Source organism: Mycobacterium sp. 1164985.4, assembly GCF_001668575.1.
In the GTDB taxonomy this organism is placed as follows: domain Bacteria; phylum Actinomycetota; class Actinomycetes; order Mycobacteriales; family Mycobacteriaceae; genus Mycobacterium.
In genome coordinates this window covers 1-23,811 of sequence record NZ_LZMD01000070.1, presented here as the reverse complement: position 1 = coordinate 23,811, position 23,811 = coordinate 1, and the positions used below count along the sequence as shown (strand labels likewise).

At 66.1% G+C, this 23,811-nt stretch carries 1 protein-coding gene (only partly in view); it reads right to left on the bottom strand.

What is annotated here, in order from left to right; translation table 11 throughout:
- On the bottom strand, nt 1-23,811 hold part of the coding region annotated (locus A5650_RS14035) for a non-ribosomal peptide synthetase (RefSeq protein WP_067292206.1) (this coding region is incomplete at its 5' end). 19,374 nt of the annotated region lie to the left of the window's left edge; 23,811 of 43,185 annotated nt are visible.

The following is a 23,811-nucleotide window of genomic DNA, read 5'->3' as shown; positions in this document are numbered from 1 at the left end:
CGCGACCTGCAGCGTCTGCAGCAGACCGGTCACACTGCGGTGCGCCACCGCCACCCCCTTCGGGGTTCCCGTGGTGCCCGAGGTGTAGATCAGGTAGGCGATATCGTCCGGCGATGGCACCGCAAATCCGGTGGCGGGCTGGGCCTCGATGGCGAAAGCATCGACATCAACAACGACCAGTTCTGCGTGGGTGGCAAGCCGCGGACGCAGCTCGGCGGTGGTGATCGTGACGATCGGCGCGGCGTCGGCGAGCACGAACTCGATCCGCGCATCGGGATGCGTCGCGTCGATCGGCACATACGCCGCCCCCGTCTTGAGCACCGCCAGCATCGCGATGATGGCCTCGGCGGAGCGCTCGACCAGCAGCGCCACCCGCTGGCCTACGCCCGCTCCGTGAGCAATCAACAGGTGCGCCAACCGATTCGACGCCTCATCAAGCTCGCGGTAGGTCACCAAATCGCCGCCGCAACTGATCGCCACCGCCTCCGGGATGCGGGCGACCTGGGCCTCGAAGAGCCCTGGGATCGAGGTGGAATTCGCTGTCGGCCGGGTCAACACCGCCCGATTGCCGGCCTCATCCAATGCGGTTTTCTCGACCTGATCGAGCAGGTCGATCGATGACAGCCGCCGGCCGGGATCAACGGTTAGCGCCATCAACACCCGACCCCACCGCTCGATCAGCGCCCCGATACCGGCCGCGTCGAAGACATCAGCGTCGTATTCGATGCGCAGGCTCAATTCGGGGCCGGGTGCAGCCGCGACCGTGAGCGGGTAATGATTGTACTCGCGCGTGCTTATCTCGGTGACGGCCAAGTCACCATCGCCTGAAACCGCGGTGGTGTCGATGGGATAGTTCTCATAAACGAACAAGGTGTCGAACAACTGATCCTGACCGGCCAGGCGATGGATCTCGGGCAGCGCGAGATGCTGATGTTCAAGAGTGTGGCGGTGGGCGCTTTGCAACTGCGCGAGCAATTCAGCGCCAGTGGTCGCCGCGGTCAGCGTCGCGCGCACCGGCACCGTGTTGATCAACATCCCCACCATCGACTCCGCGCCCGCCAACTCCGCCGGGCGCCCCGAGACCGCGGTGCCGAACACCACATCGTGCTGACCCGTCAGTGAGCAGAGCAGCTGCGCCCAAGCGGCTTGGAGCACCGTGTTGACCGTGGTCTGGAGCGCACGCGCCAGCTCGCTCAGCGCGCGGGTGGTCTGCCCAGACAGCTGATGCGCGGCCACACCTCGCCGGCCTAGCTCGACCCTGCCCGGGGGACCCACCAGGGTGGGGGTGTCGAATCCGGCCAGCACTTCGCCCCAGGCCGCCCGGGCGGCATCCAGGTCGCGTTCGGCCAGCCAGCTGATAATCCTGCGATACGGAACGGGCGGTGGCAGGGGCTGGCCGTAATAGCCGGCGATGATCTCCCCCAACAGGATCGGCAGCGACCAACCGTCCATCACAACGTGATGATTGGTCAGCACGAACCGATGCCGATCAACGTCGGTGCGCATCAGCGCCGCCCGAAACGCAGGCCCGCTCAGATCGCACACCGCGGCGCGCTCATCAGCACACAGCCGCTTGATCCGCTCCTCGACGTCGAGGTTGCTAGCGCTCAAATCGATGTAGTGCAAGGGCAGTTCAGGTTCGGCTTCGATGACCTGCACCGGCTCGTCGAACCGATCGCAGAACCGCGCCACCAGATGCGGATGTCGGGTCACCACCATGTGCACTGCATCGCGCAGTCGCTGCACATGCAGTGGGCCGCTGAGGGTGATCTCGAGTTGCACCGCATAGATATCGTCGTCGTCTTGGACACCACCGGCGTGGAACAGCAGCCCCTGCTGCAGCGGGGTCAACGGCAATACATCCGCGATCTGGAACTGCTGGGCGAGTTCGTCGAGTTGCGGTTGGCTCAACCGCGCTGGGGCGATGTCTGAGGGCGTCAATCCGCCCCCGCCCGCTTGCACCAGTGTGCAGATGCCGCGCAGCGCCTCAAACCACAACCGGCTCAACCGGTTTACTTGTGCCGCATCGAGTGCCGACGGCGCCCAGGTCCAGTTGGCGTGCAACCGGGGACCGTCTGCGGTGTCGGCGGTGGCGGCGTTGAGCTCCACGGTGTGCATCAACGGCATCGCGATCGCCGCCACAGCGCTCAGCGTCGAACCCTGCGCGCAGGGCCGCCACCACTGATCGGAGTCCGCGCCCGCCCCGGCGCCGAGTCGGCCCAGATAGTTGAACCCGATCACTGGATCGGGCCCCTCGAGCTCGACGTCGGGGTTCAAATAGCGCAGTAATCCGTAGGTCAAGCCTTCGGGCAGAGCGCGCAATTGTTCCTTGGCGTCCTTGATGACCCCGCCCAATACCGCGTCACCGGCGGTCACCTTCGCCCACTCAAGGTTTCCGGGGCCCAATGCCACCGGGTACTTGGTGGTGAACCAGCCGACCGTGCGCGACAAATCCAGTCCGGCGGCCAGTTCCTCATGCCGGCCGTGGCCTTCCACATCGATGCCCACCCGCGCGGGGTGGCCGAGGAACTCGCTGACCGCCAGCCCGAAAGCGATCAACAGAATGTCCTGTACACCAGCGTGAAACGCCGCCGGCACCTGCCCCAACAACAGGCGTGTCGTGTCGGTGTCCAACTGTACGGAAAGGTTGCCCGCGGTGGCGAACGTATCCCCGGGTTGCACCGGCGGCAACGCCGCCGGGATCGTCGAAATCTTTCGCCACACTTCGGCCTGAGCGACAACCGCATCTCTGTTGGCGTGCTCGGCCAGCAGTGCTGACCACCGCGCAAACGACGTCCCACCGGCGGGCAGGACGATCGGCTGACCACCACGGTGCTGGGCCCAGGCGATGTTCAGGTCTTCCAACAGGATTCGCCACGACACACCATCAACCGCCAGATGGTGCACGATCAACACCAACTGACCGGTCGAACTGGCCCACACCGCGGCAAGCATCACCCCGGCCGCCGGGTCCAACCGCGACCGCGCCCCGACCAGTACCGCATCATCGAGCTCCTCGACGACCTGCACGCAATCGCTGGCCTGTACCGATGCGGGCTCGGGCACCCTCAGCGACCACCCCCCGGCACCGTCGTGCTCGGCGCGGCACCGCAGCATGGCATGCCGATCCAACAGGGCCTGAACCAGCACAAGCGCATCAGTCTCGGTGGTTCCGGACGGGGCCTGGATGCCCATCGCCTGGTTGAACTCGGCTGTCGGACCGTCCACCTGCGCCAGCCAGCCCATGATCGGGGTGGCCACCACCGGGCCCAGGCCCTCATCGACTACTCCGTCCGCGCCGTCGGCCACCGTGACGACTCGGGCAAGCCGCGCCACAGTCTGCTCGGTAAACACATCGCGTGGGCGACACAGCAGACCCGCCGCTCGCGCCCGAGCCACCACCTGCATCGACAAAATGCTGTCGCCACCCAACGCGAAGAACGAGTCATCAACCCCGACCCGCTCGAGCCCGAGAACTTCGGCGTAGATGCCGGCCAGGATCTCCTCGACCGCGCTTTCCGGGGCGCGATAGCGTTCGGTGTCGCTGTACTCGGGCGCCGGCAGGGCACGCTTATCGAGCTTGCCGTTGACCGTCAATGGCAACGCCTCGAGTACCACTACCGCGGTCGGAATCATATAGGCAGGCAACCGCCCACCCATTTGTGCGCGCAGGGTCGCCGCGTCGGCGGTGCCGGTGACATAACCGACCAGGCGCTTGTCGCCAGGACGGTCCTCACGAACAATCACCGCCGCCTGATCCACACCGTCAAGGGCAGCCAATGCGGCTTGGATTTCACCGAGTTCGATGCGATACCCGCGGACCTTGACCTGCTCATCGGCGCGCCCGAGGTACTGCAGTTGCCCGTCCGCATTCCAGCGCACCAGGTCTCCGGTGCGATACATCCGGGTCCCCGTTGCCCCCGATGGGCACGCCACAAACCGCGACGCCGTCAATCCGGCCCGCCGCCAGTACCCGACACCCACTCCGGCGCCGGCCACATAAAGTTCCCCCACCACCCCGACCGGCACCGGACGCAACCAAGCATCGAACACGAACGCCGCCGATCCTAGAACCGGGGCGCCGATCGGCACCACGTGCGACCCCGGTGTTAGCGGGGAGCTCACCGCCGCGTACACCGTGGTCTCAGTCGGACCGTAGGCGTTGATCATCACCCGCCCCGGTCCGGCCCACCGATTAACCAACTCCGGCGAACACGCCTCCCCGGCCACCACCAACACCGCCGACTCCAAGCCCGTCGGCGAGAGCATCGCCGCCGCCGACGGCGTCTGGCTCACCACACCAACGCGCTCGCTCACCAGCAGCGCGTGCAACTCCTCCGGTGAGCCGACCACCGCCTCGGGCACCACAACCAACCGGCCCCCAGAAAGCAGCGCCCCGAAGATCTCCCATACCGACACGTCGAACGCCAACGAATGCCACTGCGACCACACCTGATTCACCGATTGCAGACCGGCGTTCACACCCGCCAGTAAGGCGGTCACATTGCGGTGGGTCACCGCTACGCCTTTGGGGACGCCGGTGGTGCCCGAGGTGTAAATCAAATAGGCGACGTCGTCGGGCGCCGGCCCCACCGCCAGCGCGGTAGTGGGCTGAGTGTCGATCGCGAGATCATCGACCTCGATCACCACCAACCGCTCGTCTTGGCCGGCCACCCGCGACCGCAGGCCCGCGGTGGTTATCGCAACGATCGGGGCGGAATCGACGAGCATGAACCTGATTCGTGCATCCGGCAGCACAGGGTCAATCGGCACATAGGCGGCTCCAATCTTGAGCACCGCCAGCATCGCGACGACTGCCTCAGCCGAGCGAGGCAGCATAAGCGCAACCCGCTGGCCCGGACCCACCCCGGTCTCAACCAGCAGATGCGCCAACCCATTTGACGCCTCATCCAGCTCCCGATATGTCACCGAGCAGCCGTCGCAGGTAATAGCCACCGCCTCCGGCGTGCGGTGGACCTGCGCGTCAAACAACAGCGGAATCGACAGCTCCGGTGACAACGGCGCGGTCAACACTGCCTGATTGCCGAACTCAGCCAACCGCGTGTACTCAAGCTCATCGAGCACATCAATCGACGACACCAGTTGCGACGCATCAGCGGTCAATCCAGCTAACACGCGCTGCAACCGCTCGATCAAAGCTTCGATGCTGGCCGCGTCGAACACGTCGGTGCGGAACTCCACCGCCCCGGAAATCCCGGCCGGCCCCCCGGCTTCACTCCAGCCTTCAGCAAGCGAGAACGTCAAATCCATTCGAGCAGAACGAGTATCGACCGGCAACGGGGTTATCTCCACATCACCCAGACGCATCCAAGCGGCCGGCGCGTTTTCGTGTCCAGCGAAATTCTGCCAAGCCAACATCACCTGCACCAACGGGTGATGCGTCAACGACCGCACCGGATTGAGCCGCTCCACCAACACCTCAAACGGCACATCCTGATGCTCAAACGCCGCCAGCGCGCGCGAACGCACCTGGGCCAACACCTCACCGACCGTCGGGTCACCGGCCACCTCGACCCGCAACACCAACGTATTGACGAAAAACCCCACCAACCCATCAAGAGCCGGGTCACGCCGCCCGGCGATCGGGAACCCCACCGCCACATCCGAACTGGCGCTCAACTTGGCCAACAACACCGCCAACGCCGCCTGCACCACCATGAAACTGGTCACATGATGCTCAGCAGCCACCACAGCGATCTGCTGCTGCAACTCGGCCGGCCAATCCACAGCCACCGTGGCCCCCCGGTAATCGGCCACCGCCGGATACGGCCGATCCGTGGGCAGCGCCAACCGCTCCGGCAACCCGGCCAGAGCCCGTTCCCAAAACTCGAGCTGCCCCGCGATACGGCCCTTCGGATCATCGAGATCACCGAGTTGATCACGCTGCCACAACGTGTAATCCACATACTGCACCGCCAACGGCGCCCAATCGGGCACCCGGCCCGCGCACCGCGCGGCATATGCCATACCCAAATCAGCCACCAACGGGCGCACCGACCACCCATCCGCGGCGATGTGATGCACCACCGCCACCAACACGTGCTCGGCGTCGGTGATGCGGAAAAGCCTCGTCCGCAGCGGAATTTGCGTAGCCAGATCAAACGGTTCACCCACCACCGCGTCGATGGCCTCATCCAAGAGGTGGTCCGGCCAGCCGCCGGCATCAACGACATCCCAGCCGAAATCCATCCGATCAACAGGCAACACCACCTGCTGAGGAATCCCCTCAGGTGCCGGGAACACGGTGCGCAACGACTCCTGGCGGGTTATGACGTCGACCAACGCCGCACCCAACGCCTTGACATCCAGCCGTCCGCTCAGCCGCACCGCCACCGCCATGTTGTAGACCGCCGACGGTCCCTGCAACTGATCGATCACCCACAACCGATGCTGACCAAACGACAACGGCACCACCGCCGGGCGCGCCACCGCCACCAGCGGCTCGGGACGTCCCCCGGCGAGGTCCAGGCGCGGGGCCAACGCGGCCACCGTCGGCGCCTCAAACACCGCCCGCACCCCCAGATCGCTACCTAAATCGGCATTGATCGCCGCGACCAACCGCATCGCCGACAACGAATCCCCGCCGAGTTCGAAGAACGAATCATCAACCCCGACCCGCTCCACCCCCAGCACCTGGGCGTAGATACCGGCCACAATCTCCTCAGTAAGGGTGGCCGGGACGCGGAAGCCCTCGGTGCGGGTGTATTCCGGTGCCGGCAGGGCGCGCTTGTCGAGTTTGCCGTTGGGAGTGAGCGGCAAAGCGTCTAGCACAACCACCGCGGGGACCATAAAACTCGGCAACCGCTCATCGAGTTGCGAGCGAATTTCGTCCGGGTCGGCGGTGCCTGTGATGTAACCGACAAGGCGTTTATCACCCGGGCGGTCCTCACGAGCGATCACCACCGCCTGCTCGACGCCGGCGCAGGCGTTCAACGCCGCCTGCACCTCACCGAGTTCGATGCGATACCCGCGGATCTTGACCTGCTCATCAGCGCGGCCGATATACCGCAACTGCCCATCGGGCTCCCAAGCCACCAAATCGCCGCTGCGATACATCCGCTGCCCAGCAGCACCGAACGGACACGCCACAAACCGCGACGCGGTCAACCCGGCCCGGCCCACATACCCCTCGGCGACACCAGCGCCGGCCACATACAACTCGCCCACCACCCCGGCCGGTGTGGGACGCAACCAGCCATCGAGCACAAAAAAGCCCAAGTGCGCCAACGGCACCCCGATCGGAGACACCGCACTATCGATATCGTCGGCGGTGATCTGCCGCAGCGAGGCATGCACCGTGGTCTCGGTGATGCCATACATATTCAGCAACCGCGGCGAGGTCGGATGACGACCCAACCACCCTCCCAGGCGAGCCGGCTCGAGCGCCTCCCCGCCGAAGATCACCGTCTCAAGCTTGAGCTGATCACCCAACTCCGGGCCCAACCCATCGGCGGACTGCAGGGCATAAAACGCCGACGGGGTCTGGCTGAGCACACCAACCTGCTCGGCCACCAACACCGCATGAAGTTCTTCGGGCGAGCGCACCACCGCATCGGGCACCACCACCAGCCGGCCCCCACTGAGCAACGCCCCAAAGATCTCCCACACCGAGAAGTCAAACGCCAACGAATGACACTGCGACCAAACCTGATTCGGGCCCACCTCGGCCTGCAGCGTCTGCAGTAGACCGGTCACGTTTCGGTGCGCCACCGCAACACCTTTCGGGGTTCCCGTCGTACCCGAGGTGTAGATCAAATAGGCAATGTCGTCGGGCGACGGCACCGGCAGCGGAGTGCTGGGCTGGACATCGATGGCCGGACTGTCGATATCGATGACCACCAGTTCGCCACGCCTAGCCAACCGGGGCCGCATCCGCGCCGTGGTCAGGACTGCTATAGGCGTTGCATCGTCGCGTACGAACTCGATCCGGGCGTCCGGATGGGCCGGATCGATCGGCACATACGCCGCCCCCGTCTTGAGCACCGCCAGCATCGCGGTGATGGCCTGCGCGGAGCGCTCGACCAGCACCGCCACTCGTTGCCCCGGACCAGCTCCGTGATCAATCAGCAAATGCGCCAACTGGTTCGAGGCCTCGTCAAGCTCGCGGTAAGTGACCGATTCGCTGTCGCAGGTGATCGCTACGGCCTCCGGGGCCCGGGTGACTTGGGTGTCGAACAACACCGGAATCGACACCGCCAACGGTGGCGGCGCAGTGAAAGCCCCGCGGTTGGCCCGCCCCAGCGGGCTGCTGTACTCATGCTGGTCGAGCAGATCAATCGCTGATAGCCGCCGTGTCGGGTCGGCGGTCATGGCCACCAGCACCCGCTCCATCCGTTCGATCAGGGCTTCGATGCCGACCGGATCGAATACCTCTGTGTCGTATTCGATGCGAAGCGTCAGTTCGCGGCCCGGTGCGGCAGCCATGGTCAACGGATAGTGGTTGTGTTCACGGGTGCTGAACTCGGTGACGGCCAGCTCTTGCTCAGCTGAGAATGCGGCGGTGTCGATGGGATAGTTCTCGTAGACGAATAAGGTGTCGAACAACTGGTCGTGGCCGGTGAGCCGGTGAATCTCCGGTAGCGGCAGATGTTGATGCTCCAGGGTGCGATGCTGATTCGTTCGCAGCTGCTCGAGTAATTCGTTCGCGGTGGCGGTCCCAGTGAGCGTGACGCGCACCGGCACAGTGTTGATCAACAACCCCACCATCGACTCCGCGCCCGTCAACTCGGCTGGGCGTCCGGATACCACGGTGCCGAAGACCACGTCGTGTTGACCGGTCAGTGAGCTCACCATCTGGGCCCAGGCGGCCTGCAACACCGTGTTGACGGTGGTGCGGCCTGAGCGGGCCAGGTCGGTCAATGCGCGGGTGGTCTGCTCAGGGAGTCGATGCACGGTCACCCCCCGGGTGACCAGCCCCACTCGGTCTGGCGGGCCCACCAGGGTCGGGGTGTCAAACCCGCTTAACACCTGTGCCCAGGCAGCGCGGGCAGCATCGAGGTCAAGCTCGGACAGCCAGTCGACGAACCTTCGGTATGGAACCGCTGGTGGGAGTGGCTGGCGGTAATAGCCGGCGAAGATCTCGCTCAGCACGAGCGGCAGCGACCAGCCGTCCATCACGATGTGATGATTGGTCAGTACGAACCGGTGTCGATCCCGCCCGGTGCGGATCAGCACCGCCCGGAAGGGCGGCTGCTCTTTCAGGTCGCCCACCGCGACACGCTCGGCAGCGCAAACCTCACGCACCTGCCTGTCGAGATCGTCTCCGTCAGCCTCCAGTTCGACGCATTGCCAGGGCAGTTCGGGATCGACCTCGATGATCTGTACCGGCTCGTCGAATTGGTCGCAGAATCGGGCGACCAAATGAGGATGGCGCTTGACCGCCAGGTGAACTGCCTCGTGCAGTCGCTGTGCATCCAGTGCGCCGGCGATGGTGACATCGAGTTGCACCGCGTACACGTCGTCGCCGTGCGCGGTGCCGGCATGAAAGAGCAGCCCTTGCTGCAGCGGCGTCAACGGCAACACCTCAGCGATGTGGAACTGCTGCGAGAGTTCGTCGAGTTGGGACTGGCTCAACCGGGCGGGCAGGACGTCGGTGGGCGTCAATCCGCCGCCGCCGGCTTGCACCAGCGTGCAGATCCCGCGCACCGCCTCGAACCACAACCGGCTCAACCGCTCGGCCTGCGCGTGATTGAGCGCTGATTGTGCCCAGGTCCAGGTGGCGTGCAACCGGGGACCTTCTGCGGTGTCGGCGGTGGCGGCGTTGAGGTCCACGGTGTGCATCAGCGGCATCGGTATCGCCGCGGCCGCACCGGTCAGCGCTGCGCCTTCCGAACACAGGCGCCACAACTCCTCAGAGTCCTGCCCGGCCGCTGCACCCAACCGACCCAGATAGTTGAACCCGAGCACCGGATCGGCACCATCCACAGCTGCGTGGGGGTTCAGGTAGCGCAACAACCCGTAGGTCAGGCCATCGGGCAGCGCGCGCAGTTGTTCTTTGGCGTCTTTGACCACCGCCTCCAGACGCGGCCCGCCGGCGATGACGTGCGCCCAGTCCAGGGCTGGCATGTTCAGTGCGACGGGGTATTTGGTGGTGAACCAGCCCACCGTACGCGAGAGGTCCACCCCGTCGGCCAATTCCTCAACCCGGCCGTGGCCCTCCACATCGATGCCCACCAACGCCGGGTTACCGAACAATTCAGCGACCGCCAACCCGAACCCGATCAACAAGATGTCCTGGATTCCGGTGTGGAACGCCGCCGGCACCTCCCCCAGCAGCATCCGGGTGGTCGCGACATCCAATTGCGCCGACAAGTGCCCAGCGGTGGCGAACGTATCAACACCCGGTTGCACCGCGGGCAGCATCGCGGGGGTGGCGGCCACCTGTCGCCACGCGTCGGCGTGCGCCACGACGTCCGAATCGTGTGCGTACTCGGCCAGCAGCGCCGACCAGCGGGCGAACGACGTCCCGGTCGCCGGCAGGTCGATCGGCTGCCCACTGTGATGCTGGGCCCAGGCGATGTTCAAGTCTTCCAACAGGATTCGCCACGACACCCCATCAACCGCCAGATGGTGCACGATCAACACCAACTGACCGGTGGCAGCCACCCACAGCGCACTGAGCATCCTGCCGACCGCAGGGTCCAACCGCGACCGCGCCGCGATCACCGCCGCGTCATCGAGTTGGTCGACGACCTGCACACACTCAGCCGCCGGCACCGACCCCAGCTCGGACACGTGCAGCGCCCACGCTCCAGCGCCGTCGTCCTCGACGTGCAGGCGCAACATGGCATGCCGATCCAGCAACGCCTGCAGCAGCGCCACCACATCGGCCTGCGTCGCCGCGGCCGGGGCCTGCACCACCACGGTCTGGTTGAACTCGGCTGTCGGGCCGTCCACGCCGGCCAGCCAGCCGATGATCGGGGTCGCCACCACCGGGCCTATGCCCTCGTCGACCACGTCGGCCGCACCGTCGCTCACCCGGGCCACACGGGCCAGCCGGGCCACGCTCTGTTCGACGAACACATCGCGCGGGCGACACAGCAGACCCGCCGCCCGGGCGCGAGCCACCACCTGCATCGACAGAATGCTGTCGCCGCCGAGCTCGAAGAACGACTCGTCGACCCCGACGCGCTCCAGCCCAAGCACTTGGGCGTAGATGCCGGCCAGAATCTCCTCGACCGCCGTTTCGGGCGCCCGGTACCGATCGACATCGGTGTAGTCCGGTGCCGGCAAGGCACGTTTGTCGAGCTTGCCGTTGGCCGTCAACGGCAGCGCCTCGAGCACCACCACCGCCGCGGGCACCATGTAACCCGGCAGCCGCTCACCCAACGCGGCGCGCAGCACGGCCGGATCAGCGGTGCCGGTGACATAGCCGACCAGCCGCTTGTCGCCGGGGCGGTCCTCACGCGCGATCACGGCAGCCTGATCGACTCCGTCCAATCCGCTCAGCGCAGCCTGGATTTCACCGAGCTCGATGCGATACCCGCGGATCTTGACCTGCTCATCAGCCCGCCCCACATAGCGCAGCTGGCCATCGGCGCCCCAGGCCACCAGATCGCCGGTGCGATACATCCGCGCCCCCGGCGCCCCGAACGGACACGCCACGAACCGCGAAGAGCTCAACGATGGGCGGCGCCAATACCCCACCCCCACACCGGAACCAGCGACATACAACTCACCGACCACCCCGGGCGCTGTGGGCCGCAACCAGTTGTCCAACACAAACAACGCTGCGCCGGACACCGGGGCGCCGATCGGCACCCCATCCGACCCCGGGGTCAGCGGGGCGCTGATCGCGGCGTACACCGTGGTCTCGGTCGGGCCGTAGGCGTTGAGCATCACCCGCCCCGGCGCCGCCCACCGATGCACCAACTCCGCCGGGCACGCCTCTCCGGCGACCACCAACACCGCCGACTCCAACCCCACCGCCGACAGCATCGCCGCCGCCGACGGGGTCTGGCTGATCACATCGACACCCTCGTCGATCAGCAGCGCATGCAACTCGTCCGGAGAACGCACCACCGCATCGGGCACCACCACCAACCGGCCGCCATGCAGCAGAGCCCCGAAGATCTCTGCCACCGACACGTCGAATGACAGCGAATGCCACTGTGAGAACACCGGATCGGCCAACGGAAGGCTCGCGTCCACTGAACCCAGCAACCCGGTCACGCTGGCGTGGGTGACCGCCACCCCCTTCGGGACACCGGTCGTGCCCGAGGTGTACATCAGATACGCGACATCCTCCGGCGCCGGCCCCACCAAACCGGTGCTGGACTCGCAGTCGATCGCGGGATCATCGATATCGATGACCACCAACTGGTCGTGTCCGGCCAGCCTTGACCGCAGGCCGCTGGTGGTCAAAACGGCGATCGGGGCGGCATCAACAACCATGAACCCGATCCGCGCATCCGGCAGGACGGGATCGATCGGCACATAAGCCGCACCGGTCTTGAGGACCGCCAGCAACGCCACAATCGCCTGCGCCGAGCGCTCGGTCAGCAAACCCACCCGCTGCCCCGGCCCCGCACCCGCGTTAACCAGTAAATGCGCCAACCGGTTCGAGGCCTCATCGACCTCGCGGTAAGTCCATGACCGCTCGCCGCACGTGATCGCCACCGCCTGCGGCCCACGAACCACCTGCGCATCAAACAACGCCGGAATCGACGACGAGGCGGACGCCTGAGCGCTCAACACCTGCCGATGACCCACCTCGTCCAGGCGAGCAAGCTCAGCAGCGTCGAGCACATCGATCGACGACACCCGCCGTGACGGATCAACCGTCAACGCCTCCAACACCCGCCCCAAGCGGCCGACCAACACCTCGACACTGCCCGCGTCGAACACATCAGTGCGGAACTCCACCGACCCACCAATCCCCGCCGGCTCCCCGGCCTCGGTGAAGCGCTCGGACAACGAGAACGTCAGATCCATCCGCGCCGTGTGAGTGTCGACCGGCACCGGCGTCACCTGCAGACCATCCAGACCGGCCTCGGCGACGGGGGCGTTGTTCTGCCAGGCCAACATCACCTGCACCAACGGGTGATGGCTCAAGCTGCGGACGGGGTCGAGCCGCTCCACCAACACCTCGAACGGCACATCCTGATGCTCGAAAGCGGCCAAACTACGTGCACGCACCTGAGCCAATAGCTCTGCGGCCGTGGGATCACCGGCCACTTCGACCCGCAACACCAACGTGTTGACGAAAAACCCGACCAGCTCATCAAGAGCCGGGTCACGCCGCCCGGCGGTCGGAAAGCCCACCGCCACATCCGAACTGGCGCCCAGCTTCGCCAACAACACCGCAAGGCCGGCCTGCACCACCATGAAACTCGTCGCATGATGCTCAGCAGCCACCACAGCGATCCGCTCCTGCAGATCCACCGGCCAGTCCACTGCCACGGTGGCGCCGCGATAATCGGCCACGGCCGGATAAGGCCGATCCGTGGGCAGCGCCAACCGCTCCGGCAGGCCCGCCAGCGCCTGCCGCCAATAGGCCAACTGCGATCCGATGCGACTGTCGGGATCACCGAGATCACCGAACTGTGCACGCTGCCACAACGTGTAATCCACATACTGCACCGGCAACGGCGCCCACCCCGGGGCCTGGCCCGCGCACCGCGCGGCATACGCCACACCCAAATCAGCCACCAACGGGCGCATCGACCAACCATCGGCCGCGATATGATGCACCACCGCCACCAACACATGCTCGGCATCAGCGATGCGGAAAGCCTTGACCCGCAACGGAATCTGGGTGGCCAATTCGAACGGTTCACCGACCACCGCGTCAACGGCCTCACGAAGCCGAGCCTCGGGCCAGCCGCCGGCATCGACCACGCCCCACCCGACGTCAACCCGCTCGACCGGCACCACCACCTGGTGGGGAGTTCCGTCAGGTGCGGGGAACACGGTGCGCAGCGACTCGTGACGGCCGACAACATCGGCCAGCGCCGCCCCCAACGCGTCCGCGACCAAGGATCCACTCAACCGCAACGCCACCGCCATGTGATACACCGCCGACGGGCCCTGCACCTGATCGATCACCCACAACCGGTACTGGCCAAACGACAACGGCACCACCACCGGCCGCTCCACCACCACCAGCGGCGCCAAGCCACCCGAACCGGTGTCGATCCGCGGTGCCAGCCCGGCCACCGTCGGCGCCTCGAACACCGCCCGCACCCCAAGATCACTACCCAAGCCGGCATTGATCGCAGCGACCAACCGCATCGCCGACAACGAATCCCCACCCAAATCAAAAAACGAATCGTCAACCCCGACCTGCTCGAGTCCCAGGACCTGGGCATAGATGCCGGCCAGAATCTCCTCGACCGCCGTTTCCGGAGCGCGGTACCGGTTGACGTTGATGTACTCCGGTGCCGGCAGCGCACGCGTGTCGAGCTTGCCGTTGGGGGTCATAGGCAGCGCATCGAGCGCCACCACCGCCGCAGGCACCATATAGCCGGGCAACCGCTCACCCAACGCAGCCCGCAGCACGGCCGGATCGGCGGTGCCGGTGATATAGCCGACCAGGCGCTTGTCGCCCGGGCGGTCCTCACGCGCGATCACAGCAGCTTGATCGACCCCGTCCAGACGGCTTAGCGCGGCCTGGATCTCACCCAATTCGATGCGATACCCGCGGATCTTGACCTGCTCGTCGGCGCGCCCGTGATAGCGCAGTTGGCCATCCGCGCCCCAGGCCACCAGATCCCCGGTGCGATACATGCGCGCCCCGGCACCGCCGAACGGGCACGCCACAAACCGCGACGCGGTCAACGCAGCCCGCCGCCAATACCCGACGCCCACCCCGGCACCAGCCAGATACAACTCACCCACCACACCCACCGGTGTCGGGCGCAACCAGCCATCGAGCACAAAGAACGCCGCCCACGCCACCGGCGACCCAATCGGCGGAGCCCCCGCACCGGCCACCAACGGCGCACTCATCGACGCCCACATCGTCGTCTCGGTCGGCCCGTAGACGTTGACCATCACCCGCCCCGGCGCCCACCGATCCACCAACTCCGGCGGGCACGGCTCCGCACCGATCACCAACGACGCCGACTCCAACCCGTCGGTACCGAGCATCGCCGCCGCCGAGGGGGTCTGGGTGAGAACGGTGACTTGTTCGCGAATCAGTAAGGCCTGGAAGTCTTCTGGGGAGCGAGCCACCTCCTCGGGCACCACAACCAGCCGGCCCCCATGCAACAGCGCACCCCAGATCTCCCACACCGAGAAGTCGAACGCCAACGAATGAAACAGCGTCCAGACCTGTCCCGGCGCGAGATCCACGCTGATCTGAAGTGAGTCGAACAACTGGATGATGTTGTGCTGGGTGACCACCACACCTTTGGGGACACCGGTGGTGCCCGAGGTATAGATCACGTGGGCGATGTCGCTGGGAGCAGGTAGCGGTAATGCGGTGCTGGGTTGCGCATCGACAGCTGGACCGTTGATATCGATGATCAACAGCTCTTCTGGGCGCAGACGCGGGCGTAGATCCAATGTGGTCAGCGCCGCGATTGGGGCGGCGTCGGCCAGCATGAATTCGATCCGCGAATCCGGATGCGCCGGATCGATCGGCACATAAGCCGCCCCGGTCTTGAGCACCGCCAAGATCGCCACCACCGCTTCGGCGGAACGGTGAGACAGCAGCGCCACCCGCTGTCCTGGCCCCGCACCGTGGTCGGCCAGCAGATGCGCCAACCGGTTGGCGTCCTCCTCCAGTTCCCGGTAGCTCATGGAACGGCCCCGGCATGTCAGCGCCACGGCTTCCGGGGTACGCGCCACCTGCGCGGCGAACAGCATCGGGACCGACGCGTCCGCGGGACCCGGCGCACTCAAGATCGCCCCGTTGCCGGCCTTTTCCAGCCAGGCATGCTCGACCTCATCGAGCACATCGACCCTCGACAACCGCAGCGACGGATCGTCGGTCAGCGCCACCAGCACCCGCTCAAAACGGTCAACGAGGGCGGCAACGCTGCCCGCATCGAACACATCAGTGCGGAACTCCACTTCTCCACTGATCCCGACGGGCTCACCGGCCTCGCCAAAACGTTCGGAAAGCGAGAACGTCAAATCCACTCGCGCAGTGCGTGTCTCGGCTGGCAAGCGGGCGATTTGAATATCACCCAACGCCAGCTCGTCAGGCAAGTCATTGTTTTGCCACGCCAACATCACCTGCACCAACGGATGATGAGTCAGCGACCGAGCCGGTTTCAGCCGCTCCACCAGCACTTCGAAAGGCACATCCTGGTGCTCGAAGGCGGCCAGGCTCCGCGCGCGCACCTGCTCCACCAACTCACCGATGTCGGGATCACCGGCCACGTCGACGCGCAGCACCAAGGTGTTGACGAAGAAGCCCACCAGGCGATCCAGGGCAGGATCGCGGCGCCCGGCGATCGGGAAACCGACTGCCACATCGGAACTGGCGCTGAGCTTGGCAAGCAGCACAGCCAAAGCGGCCTGCACCACCATGAAACTGGTCGCGTTGTGCGCACGAGCCACCTGCGTGATCCGCTGCTGCAACTTCGCGGACCATTCCACCGGCACCCGGGCCCCCCGGTAATCGGCGATCGCCGGGTACGGCCGATCCGTGGGAAGATTCAACCGTTCAGGTACCCCAGCCAGGGCCTTCTGCCAGTAGGCCACCTGAGCGGAGATGCGACTGTGGGGATCGTCGAGATCACCCAGTTGCTCACGCTGCCAGAGCGTGTAATCGGTGTACTGCACCGGCAGTGGCATCCACTCGGGGATCCGCCTCGCGCACCGGGCGGAATAAGCTATGCCTAAATCGGTCACCAGCGGCGTTGCCGACCAGCCGTCAGCGGCGATGTGATGCACCACCGCAACCAACACATGCTGGTCATCGCTGACGCGGAACAGCTTTGCGCGCAAGGGGATCTGATTCGCCAGGTCGAAGGGTTCTGCCACCGCGGTGTCGATGTCCGCTTGGAGCCGAGCCTCGGGCCAGCCGTCGGCGTCGGTGATCCGCCATCCGAAATCGGCCCGCTCGACCGGCACCACCAGTTGCTGAGGAGTCCCCTTTGGTGCCGGAAAAATTGTGCGAAGGCTTTCATGGCGGGTCACGACATCAGCCAGCGCCGCCCCCAACGCTTCAACGTCCAGACGCCCGCTCAGCCGCAATGCGACCGCCATGTTGTAAACCGCAGAGGGCCCTTGCAATTGCTCGATGAACCACAACCGGCTCTGGGCGAACGACAACGGCACCACCGCCGGCCGCTCAACTGCCACCAAGCGCGCCAACCCAGCGCTGCCAGCGCCGATCCGGGGGACCAGCCCGGCCACAGTGGGTGTCTCGAACACGTCGCGTACCGCAAGACCGGTTTCCAGAACAGCATTGACGGCAGCGATGAGTCGCATTGCCGACAGGGAATCCCCACCCAGGTCGAAGAATGAGTCGTTGATCCCCACCCGCTCGACTCCGAGCACCTCGGCGAAAATTCCCGCAAGGATCTCCTCGACAGCACCAGTGGGGGCGCGGTACCGGTCGACGTCGCTGTACTCCGGCGCCGGTAGAGCATTGGTGTCGAGCTTCCCGTTGACCGTCAGCGGCAGCGCGTCGAGCACGACCACCGCCGCGGGCACCATGTAGCCGGGCAACCGCTCACCCAACTGTGCGCGTGCAAAAGCCGGGTCGGCGGAGCCAGTGATATAGCCGACCAGGCGCTTGTCACCGGGGCGGTCCTCGCGGGAGATCACCACTGCCTGATCGACCCCGTCACAGGCCGCCAAGACAGCCTGGATCTCGCCGAGCTCGATGCGATACCCGCGGATCTTGACCTGCTCATCCGCACGCCCGTGATAGCGCAGCTGCCCATCCGGGCCCCACGACACCAGATCCCCGGTGCGGTACATCCGTTGTCCCTGCGCCCCAGCCGCGGCGAATGGACACGCCACGAATCGCGAGGCGGTCAACGCAGCCCGCCGCCAATACCCGACGCCCACCCCGGTGCCGGCCACATACAACTCGCCGACCACCCCAGCCGGCACCGGACGCATCCAGCCGTCGAGCACAAACAGTTCGGCCCCCGGCACCGGTGCGCCGATCGGCGGTGGACCCGCCGCCGGCACCAGCGGCGCGCTGAGCGTCACGACCATCGTCGTCTCGGTCGGACCGAAGGCGTTGATCATCAACCGCCCCAGCGCCCACCGGTCCACCAATTCGGATGGGCAGGCCTCACCGGCGACGACCAGCGCCAGCCCGTCCAACCCATGCGGCGACAACACCCCCGCGGCCGACGGAGTCTGGGTGAGGACATCGACCTGTTCGGTAACCAACAAGGCGTGCAGGTCTTCCGCCGAGCGGGTCACCGAGTCGGGCACCACCACCACCCGACCCCCGTGCAGCAACGGTCCCCAGGTCTCCCACACCGAGGTGTCGAAACCGTAGGAATGACACTGCGTCCAGACCGCGGCCGCCGGAAGGTACGCGTCCAGATCCTCCAACAGCTGAACGACGTTGTGGTGGGTGGTGGCCACACCCTTGGGAACGCCGGTAGTGCCCGAGGTGTAAATCAGGTAAGCAACGTCGTCCGGGAACGGCCCCGGCAGTGACGTGTCGGGTTGAACATCAATGGCGGGGTCGTCGATATCGATGACCAAGAGGTCATGGCCAGCTAGCCGGTGAGCCAGGCCGACAGTGGTCAGCGCGGCGATCGGTGCCGCATCAGCGAGCACGAACCCGATCCGCGTGTCGGGATACGCCGGATCGATCGGCACATAGGCTGCCCCGGCCTTGAGCACCCCTAGCATCGCCACGACCGCCGCAGCCGAGCGCTCCACCAGCAACGCCACCCGCTGTCCGGGACCCGCCCCGCGAGCAATCAACAGGTGCGCTACCCGGTTGGACGCCTCATCGAGCTCGCGATAGGTCAGCGAACTGCCGTCATAGCTGAGCGCCACCGCCCCCGGAGTACGGGTGGCCTGGGCAGCGAACCGCATGGGGATGGATGTCGCCGGCCGCGTGGACGCGGTCAAGACCGCCCGGTTACCCCATCCCTGCAGCCGGGCGTGCTCGTGCTCGTCGAGCACATCAACCGACGACAGCCGCCGCGTCGGGTCGGCGGTCAGCGCCGTCAACACGCGCTCCAACCGCTGGGTCAGCGCCTCGACGCTGGCCGCATCGAACACATCGGTGCGAAATTCCACTTCTCCGCCGATTCCGGCGGCCTTCATGTCGTCACTCCAACGCTCGGAAAGCGAGAACGTCAGATCCGCACGGGCAGTTTGGGTGTCGGCAGGTATCAACGTGACGTGTAGGTCATCCAAATCGAGCTCGGCGGCAAGATCGTTGCTCTGCCAGGCCAACATCACCTGCACAAGCGGGTGATGGGTGAGACTGCGGGTCGGCTTGAGCCGCTCCACCAGCACCTCGAACGGCACATCCTGGTGCTCGAAAGCGGCCAGGCTCCGCGCGCGCACCTGACCCAGCAACTCGCCGACCGTCGGGTCGCCGGCTACCTCCACCCGCAACACGAGCGTGTTGACGAAGAAACCGACCAACTCATCGAGCGCGGCGTCGCGGCGCCCGGCGATCGGAAACCCTACTGCCACATCGGAACTCGCGCTCAGCTTCGCGAGCAGCACCGTGAGTGCAGCCTGCACCACCATGAAACTGGTCGCGTTGTGCTCGCGAGCCACCCGCACGATCTGCTGCTGCAACTCGGCGGGCCAGTCGACGAGCACTTTGGCGCCGCGGTAATCGGCCACCGGCGGATAGGGCCGGTCGGTGGGAAGATCCAGTCGCTCGGGCAACCCTTCCAAAGCCTGCTGCCAGTAGGCCAGCTGTGCGGCGATGCGGCTTTCGGGATCATCGAGATCACCGAGCTGTCGGCGCTGCCAGAGCGTGTAATCGGCGTACTGCACGGGCAACGGGGTCCACCCGGGGGGCTGACCCGCGCACCGGGCGCTGTACGCCACGCCCAGATCAGCCACCAGCGGGGCGACCGACCAGCCGTCAGCGGCGATGTGATGCACCACCGCTACCAACACGTGTTCGTTATCGGCGACGCGGAAGAGCTTGGCCCGCAGAGGAATCCGGACTGCGAGATCGAACGGTTCACGGACCGCGCCGTCGATGGCCTGATGCAACCGGTCCACCGGCCAGCCGTCGGTATCGATGACGTCCCACCCGAAGTCAGCGTGCTCGACCGGGACCACCACCTGCTCGGGAATCCCCTTGGGTGCGGGGAACCGTGTGCGCAGGCTTTCATGGCGGGCGACGACGTCGGCAAGCGCTCGCCCGAGCGCCTCGACATCGAGACGTCCATCCAGACGCAACGCCACGGCCATGTTGTAAACCGCTGACGGGCCTTGCAATTGGTCGATGAACCACAACCGGTTCTGGGCGAACGACAACGGCACCACCGCTGGCCGCTCTGCCACCACCAGCGGCTCTGGACGGGTTTCATCGACGCCGATCAATGGCGCCAAACCGGCCACCGTGGGGGCCTCGAACAACGTGCGCACCCGAAGACCGGCATCCAGAGTCTTGTTGATCGCGGCGATCAGCCGCATCGCCGACAGTGAATCCCCGCCCAAGTCGAAGAACGAGTCGTCGACACCGACCCGTTCCACGCCGAGCACCTTGGCGTAAATGCCGGCAAGGATCTCCTCGGTCAGGGTCGACGGGGCGCGGTACCGATTGATATCGGAGTAGTCCGGAGCCGGCAGCGCACGGGTGTCGAGTTTGCCGTTGACCGTCAAGGGCAGCGCGTCGAGTGCGACCACCGCAGCCGGCACCATGTAGGTGGGTAGCTGCTCGGCGGCCGCAGCCCGCAGCGTGGTGGGGTCAGCGGTCCCGGTGACGTAAGCCACGAGCCGTTTGTCGCCGGGGCGGTCCTCGCGGGCGATCACCACCGCCTGCTCGACGCCATCCAACCTGGATATCGCGGCTTGGATCTCGCCAAGTTCGATGCGATAACCGCGAATCTTGACCTGCTCGTCGGCGCGGCCCAGATAGCGTAGCTGCCCGTCAGCGCCCCAGGACACCAGATCCCCAGTGCGATACATGCGTTTGCCTGGCGCCGCAGCACCGCCGAACGGACAGGCCAGGAACCGTGATGCCGTCAAGGATGCGCGGCCCACATAGCCGAGCCCCACGCCGGCACCGGCCACATACAGCTCACCGACGACTCCGGCGGGCACCGGACACAACCGCTCGTCGAGCACGAACAACGCTGCGTTCGGCACCGGCGAACCGATCGGCGCCATACCGGAGCCCGCTTCCAGCGGCGCGCTCATCGCCGCATAGACCGTCGTTTCGGTGGGTCCGTAGGCGTTGATCATCACCCGGCCGGGCGCGTACCGCTCCACCAACTCGGGAGGACACGGCTCACCACCCACCACCAACGCCGTGGACTCCAGGCCCTCCAGGGAGAACGTCCCCACCGCCGATGGAGTCTGGGTGAGCACGCTGATGCGTTCCGAGACCAGCAAGGCGTGGAAGTCCTCCGGCGTAGCCACCACCGCTTCGGGCACCACGATGAGCCGGCCCTCGTGCAGCAGTGCGCCCCAGATCTCCCAGACCGAGAAGTCGAAGACATACGAGTGGCACTGCGTCCAAACCTGTCCCGGCGGCAGGCCGTTTCGTACGCCGAGCATCTGGGTGACGTTGCGGTGAGTGATGGCCACGCCTTTGGGTGTGCCGGTGGTGCCCGAGGTGTAGATCAGGTACGCGATGTCGTCTGGTGACGGCGCGGGCAGCGCTGTGCTGGATTGCGACTCGATGGCGGGGTCGTCGATATCGATGACCGGCAGTTCGTGTCCGTCCAGCAGCGGACGCAGGTCCGCGGTGGTGATCGCCGCGATCGGCGCGGAGTCGGTGAGCACGAACTCGATCCGCGCGTCTGGGTGGCCGGGATCGATCGGCACGTACGCCGCTCCGGTCTTGAGCACCGCCAACATCGCCACGATCGCTTCGGCCGACCGGGAGAACAAAAGGGCCACATGGGTTCCCGGACCCGCACCGTGAGCGGCCAACAGGTGCGCCAACCGGTTGGCCGCCTCGTCCAGCTGCCCATAGGTCGTGGAACGGCCGTTGCAGGTCAGTGCGAGCGCGTCCGGGTTACGTGCCACCTGAGTCGCGAACAGCGCTGGTAAGGATTCCGGCGTACCGGCCGGGGTGGTCAGCGCCGCCTGGTGGCCCCACTGCTGCAGCCGGGCCTGTTCATGCTCATCGAGCAGGTTCACCGACGACAACAACCGCTGCGGGTCGGCGGTCATGGCCACCAGCACCCGAATCAAACGTTCGATGAGCGCCTCGATGCTGGCTGCATCGAAGACATCGGTGCGATACTCCACCGCGCCGCTGATTCCGGCGGGCTCGCCGGCCTCAGTCCATCGTTCTCCCAGCGAAAACGCGAGATCCATGCGCGCGGTGTGGGTTTCGGTCGGCAGCTGGGTGACCTGCAGATCGCCCAAGCTCAATCCCGAGACGGGGCCGTTCTCCTGGCCGGGGAAGTTCTGCCAGGCCAACAACACCTGCACCAGCGGGTGATGAGCCAGACTGCGCGTCGGGTTGAGCCGCTCGACCAACACCTCGAACGGGGCATCTTGATTCTCGTAGGCGGCCAGGCTGCGCTGGCGTACCTGTGCCAGCACCTCGGCCACAGTGGGGTCACCGTCGACTTCGAAACGCAACACCAGGGTGTTGATGAAGCAGCCCACCAACCCGTCGAGGGCCGAATCGCTGCGCCCGGCGATCGCGAAACCGGTCGCCACCTCAGTGCTGGCGCTGAGCTTGGCCAGCAGCACCGCCAGCGCAGCCTGTACCACCATGAAACTGGTCGCATTGTGTTCGCGGGCGAGTCGAGCGACCTGTTGGTGCAGATCGACCGGGAACTCGACAACCATACTGGCACCGCGGTTTTCGGCCACCGGGGGGTGAGGTCGATCGGTGGGCAGATTCAGCCGCTCAGGCATACCCGCCAAGGCGGCCTGCCAGTAGGCCAACTGCGCGGCGATGGGGCTGTCGCCATCGGCCATATCACCGAGCTGGGCGCGTTGCCACAGCGTGTAATCGATGTACTGCACCGGCAGCGGGGCCCAGTCCGGGGCCTGCCCGGCGCACCGGCTCGAGTAGGCCACCCCGAGATCGGCCACCAGCGGGGTGATCGACCAGCCATCGGCAGCGATGTGGTGCACCACCGCCACCAACACATGCTCATCATCGCTGATCCGGAAAAGCGTTGCTCGCAAAGGAATCTCGGCAGCCAGATCAAACGGGTGACGCGCCGCGGTGTCGACGGCCTGCTGGATCTCACCGCCCGACCAGCCACTGCCATCCACGACCCGCCACCCGAAGTCGGCGTCCTCGACCGGCACCACGACCTGCTGTGGCGTGCCCTCCGGAGCCACAAAGCGCGTGCGTAGGCTCTCATGTCGGCTCACCACATCGGTCAGCGCCTGGCCCAGCGCTTCGGCGTTGAGGCGCCCGCCCAGTCGCAACGCAACCACCATGTTGTAAACCGGTGATGGTCCCTGTAACTGGTCGAGGAACCACAACCGGTTCTGAGCGAACGACAACGGCGCCGTCGGACGCGCCATAGGTACCAGCGGCGCCAGCCGGGATTGGTCGGTGCCGATGCGCGGCGCCAGCTCGGCCACCGTGGGCGCCTCGAAGACCGCACGCACCGACAGACCGGCGTCAAGGCCGGTGTTGACCGCGGCGACCACCCGCATCGCTAAAAGCGAGTCCCCACCCAACTCGAAGAACGAGTCATCGACCCCGACCCGCTCCACCCCGAGCACCTCAGCGAAGATGCC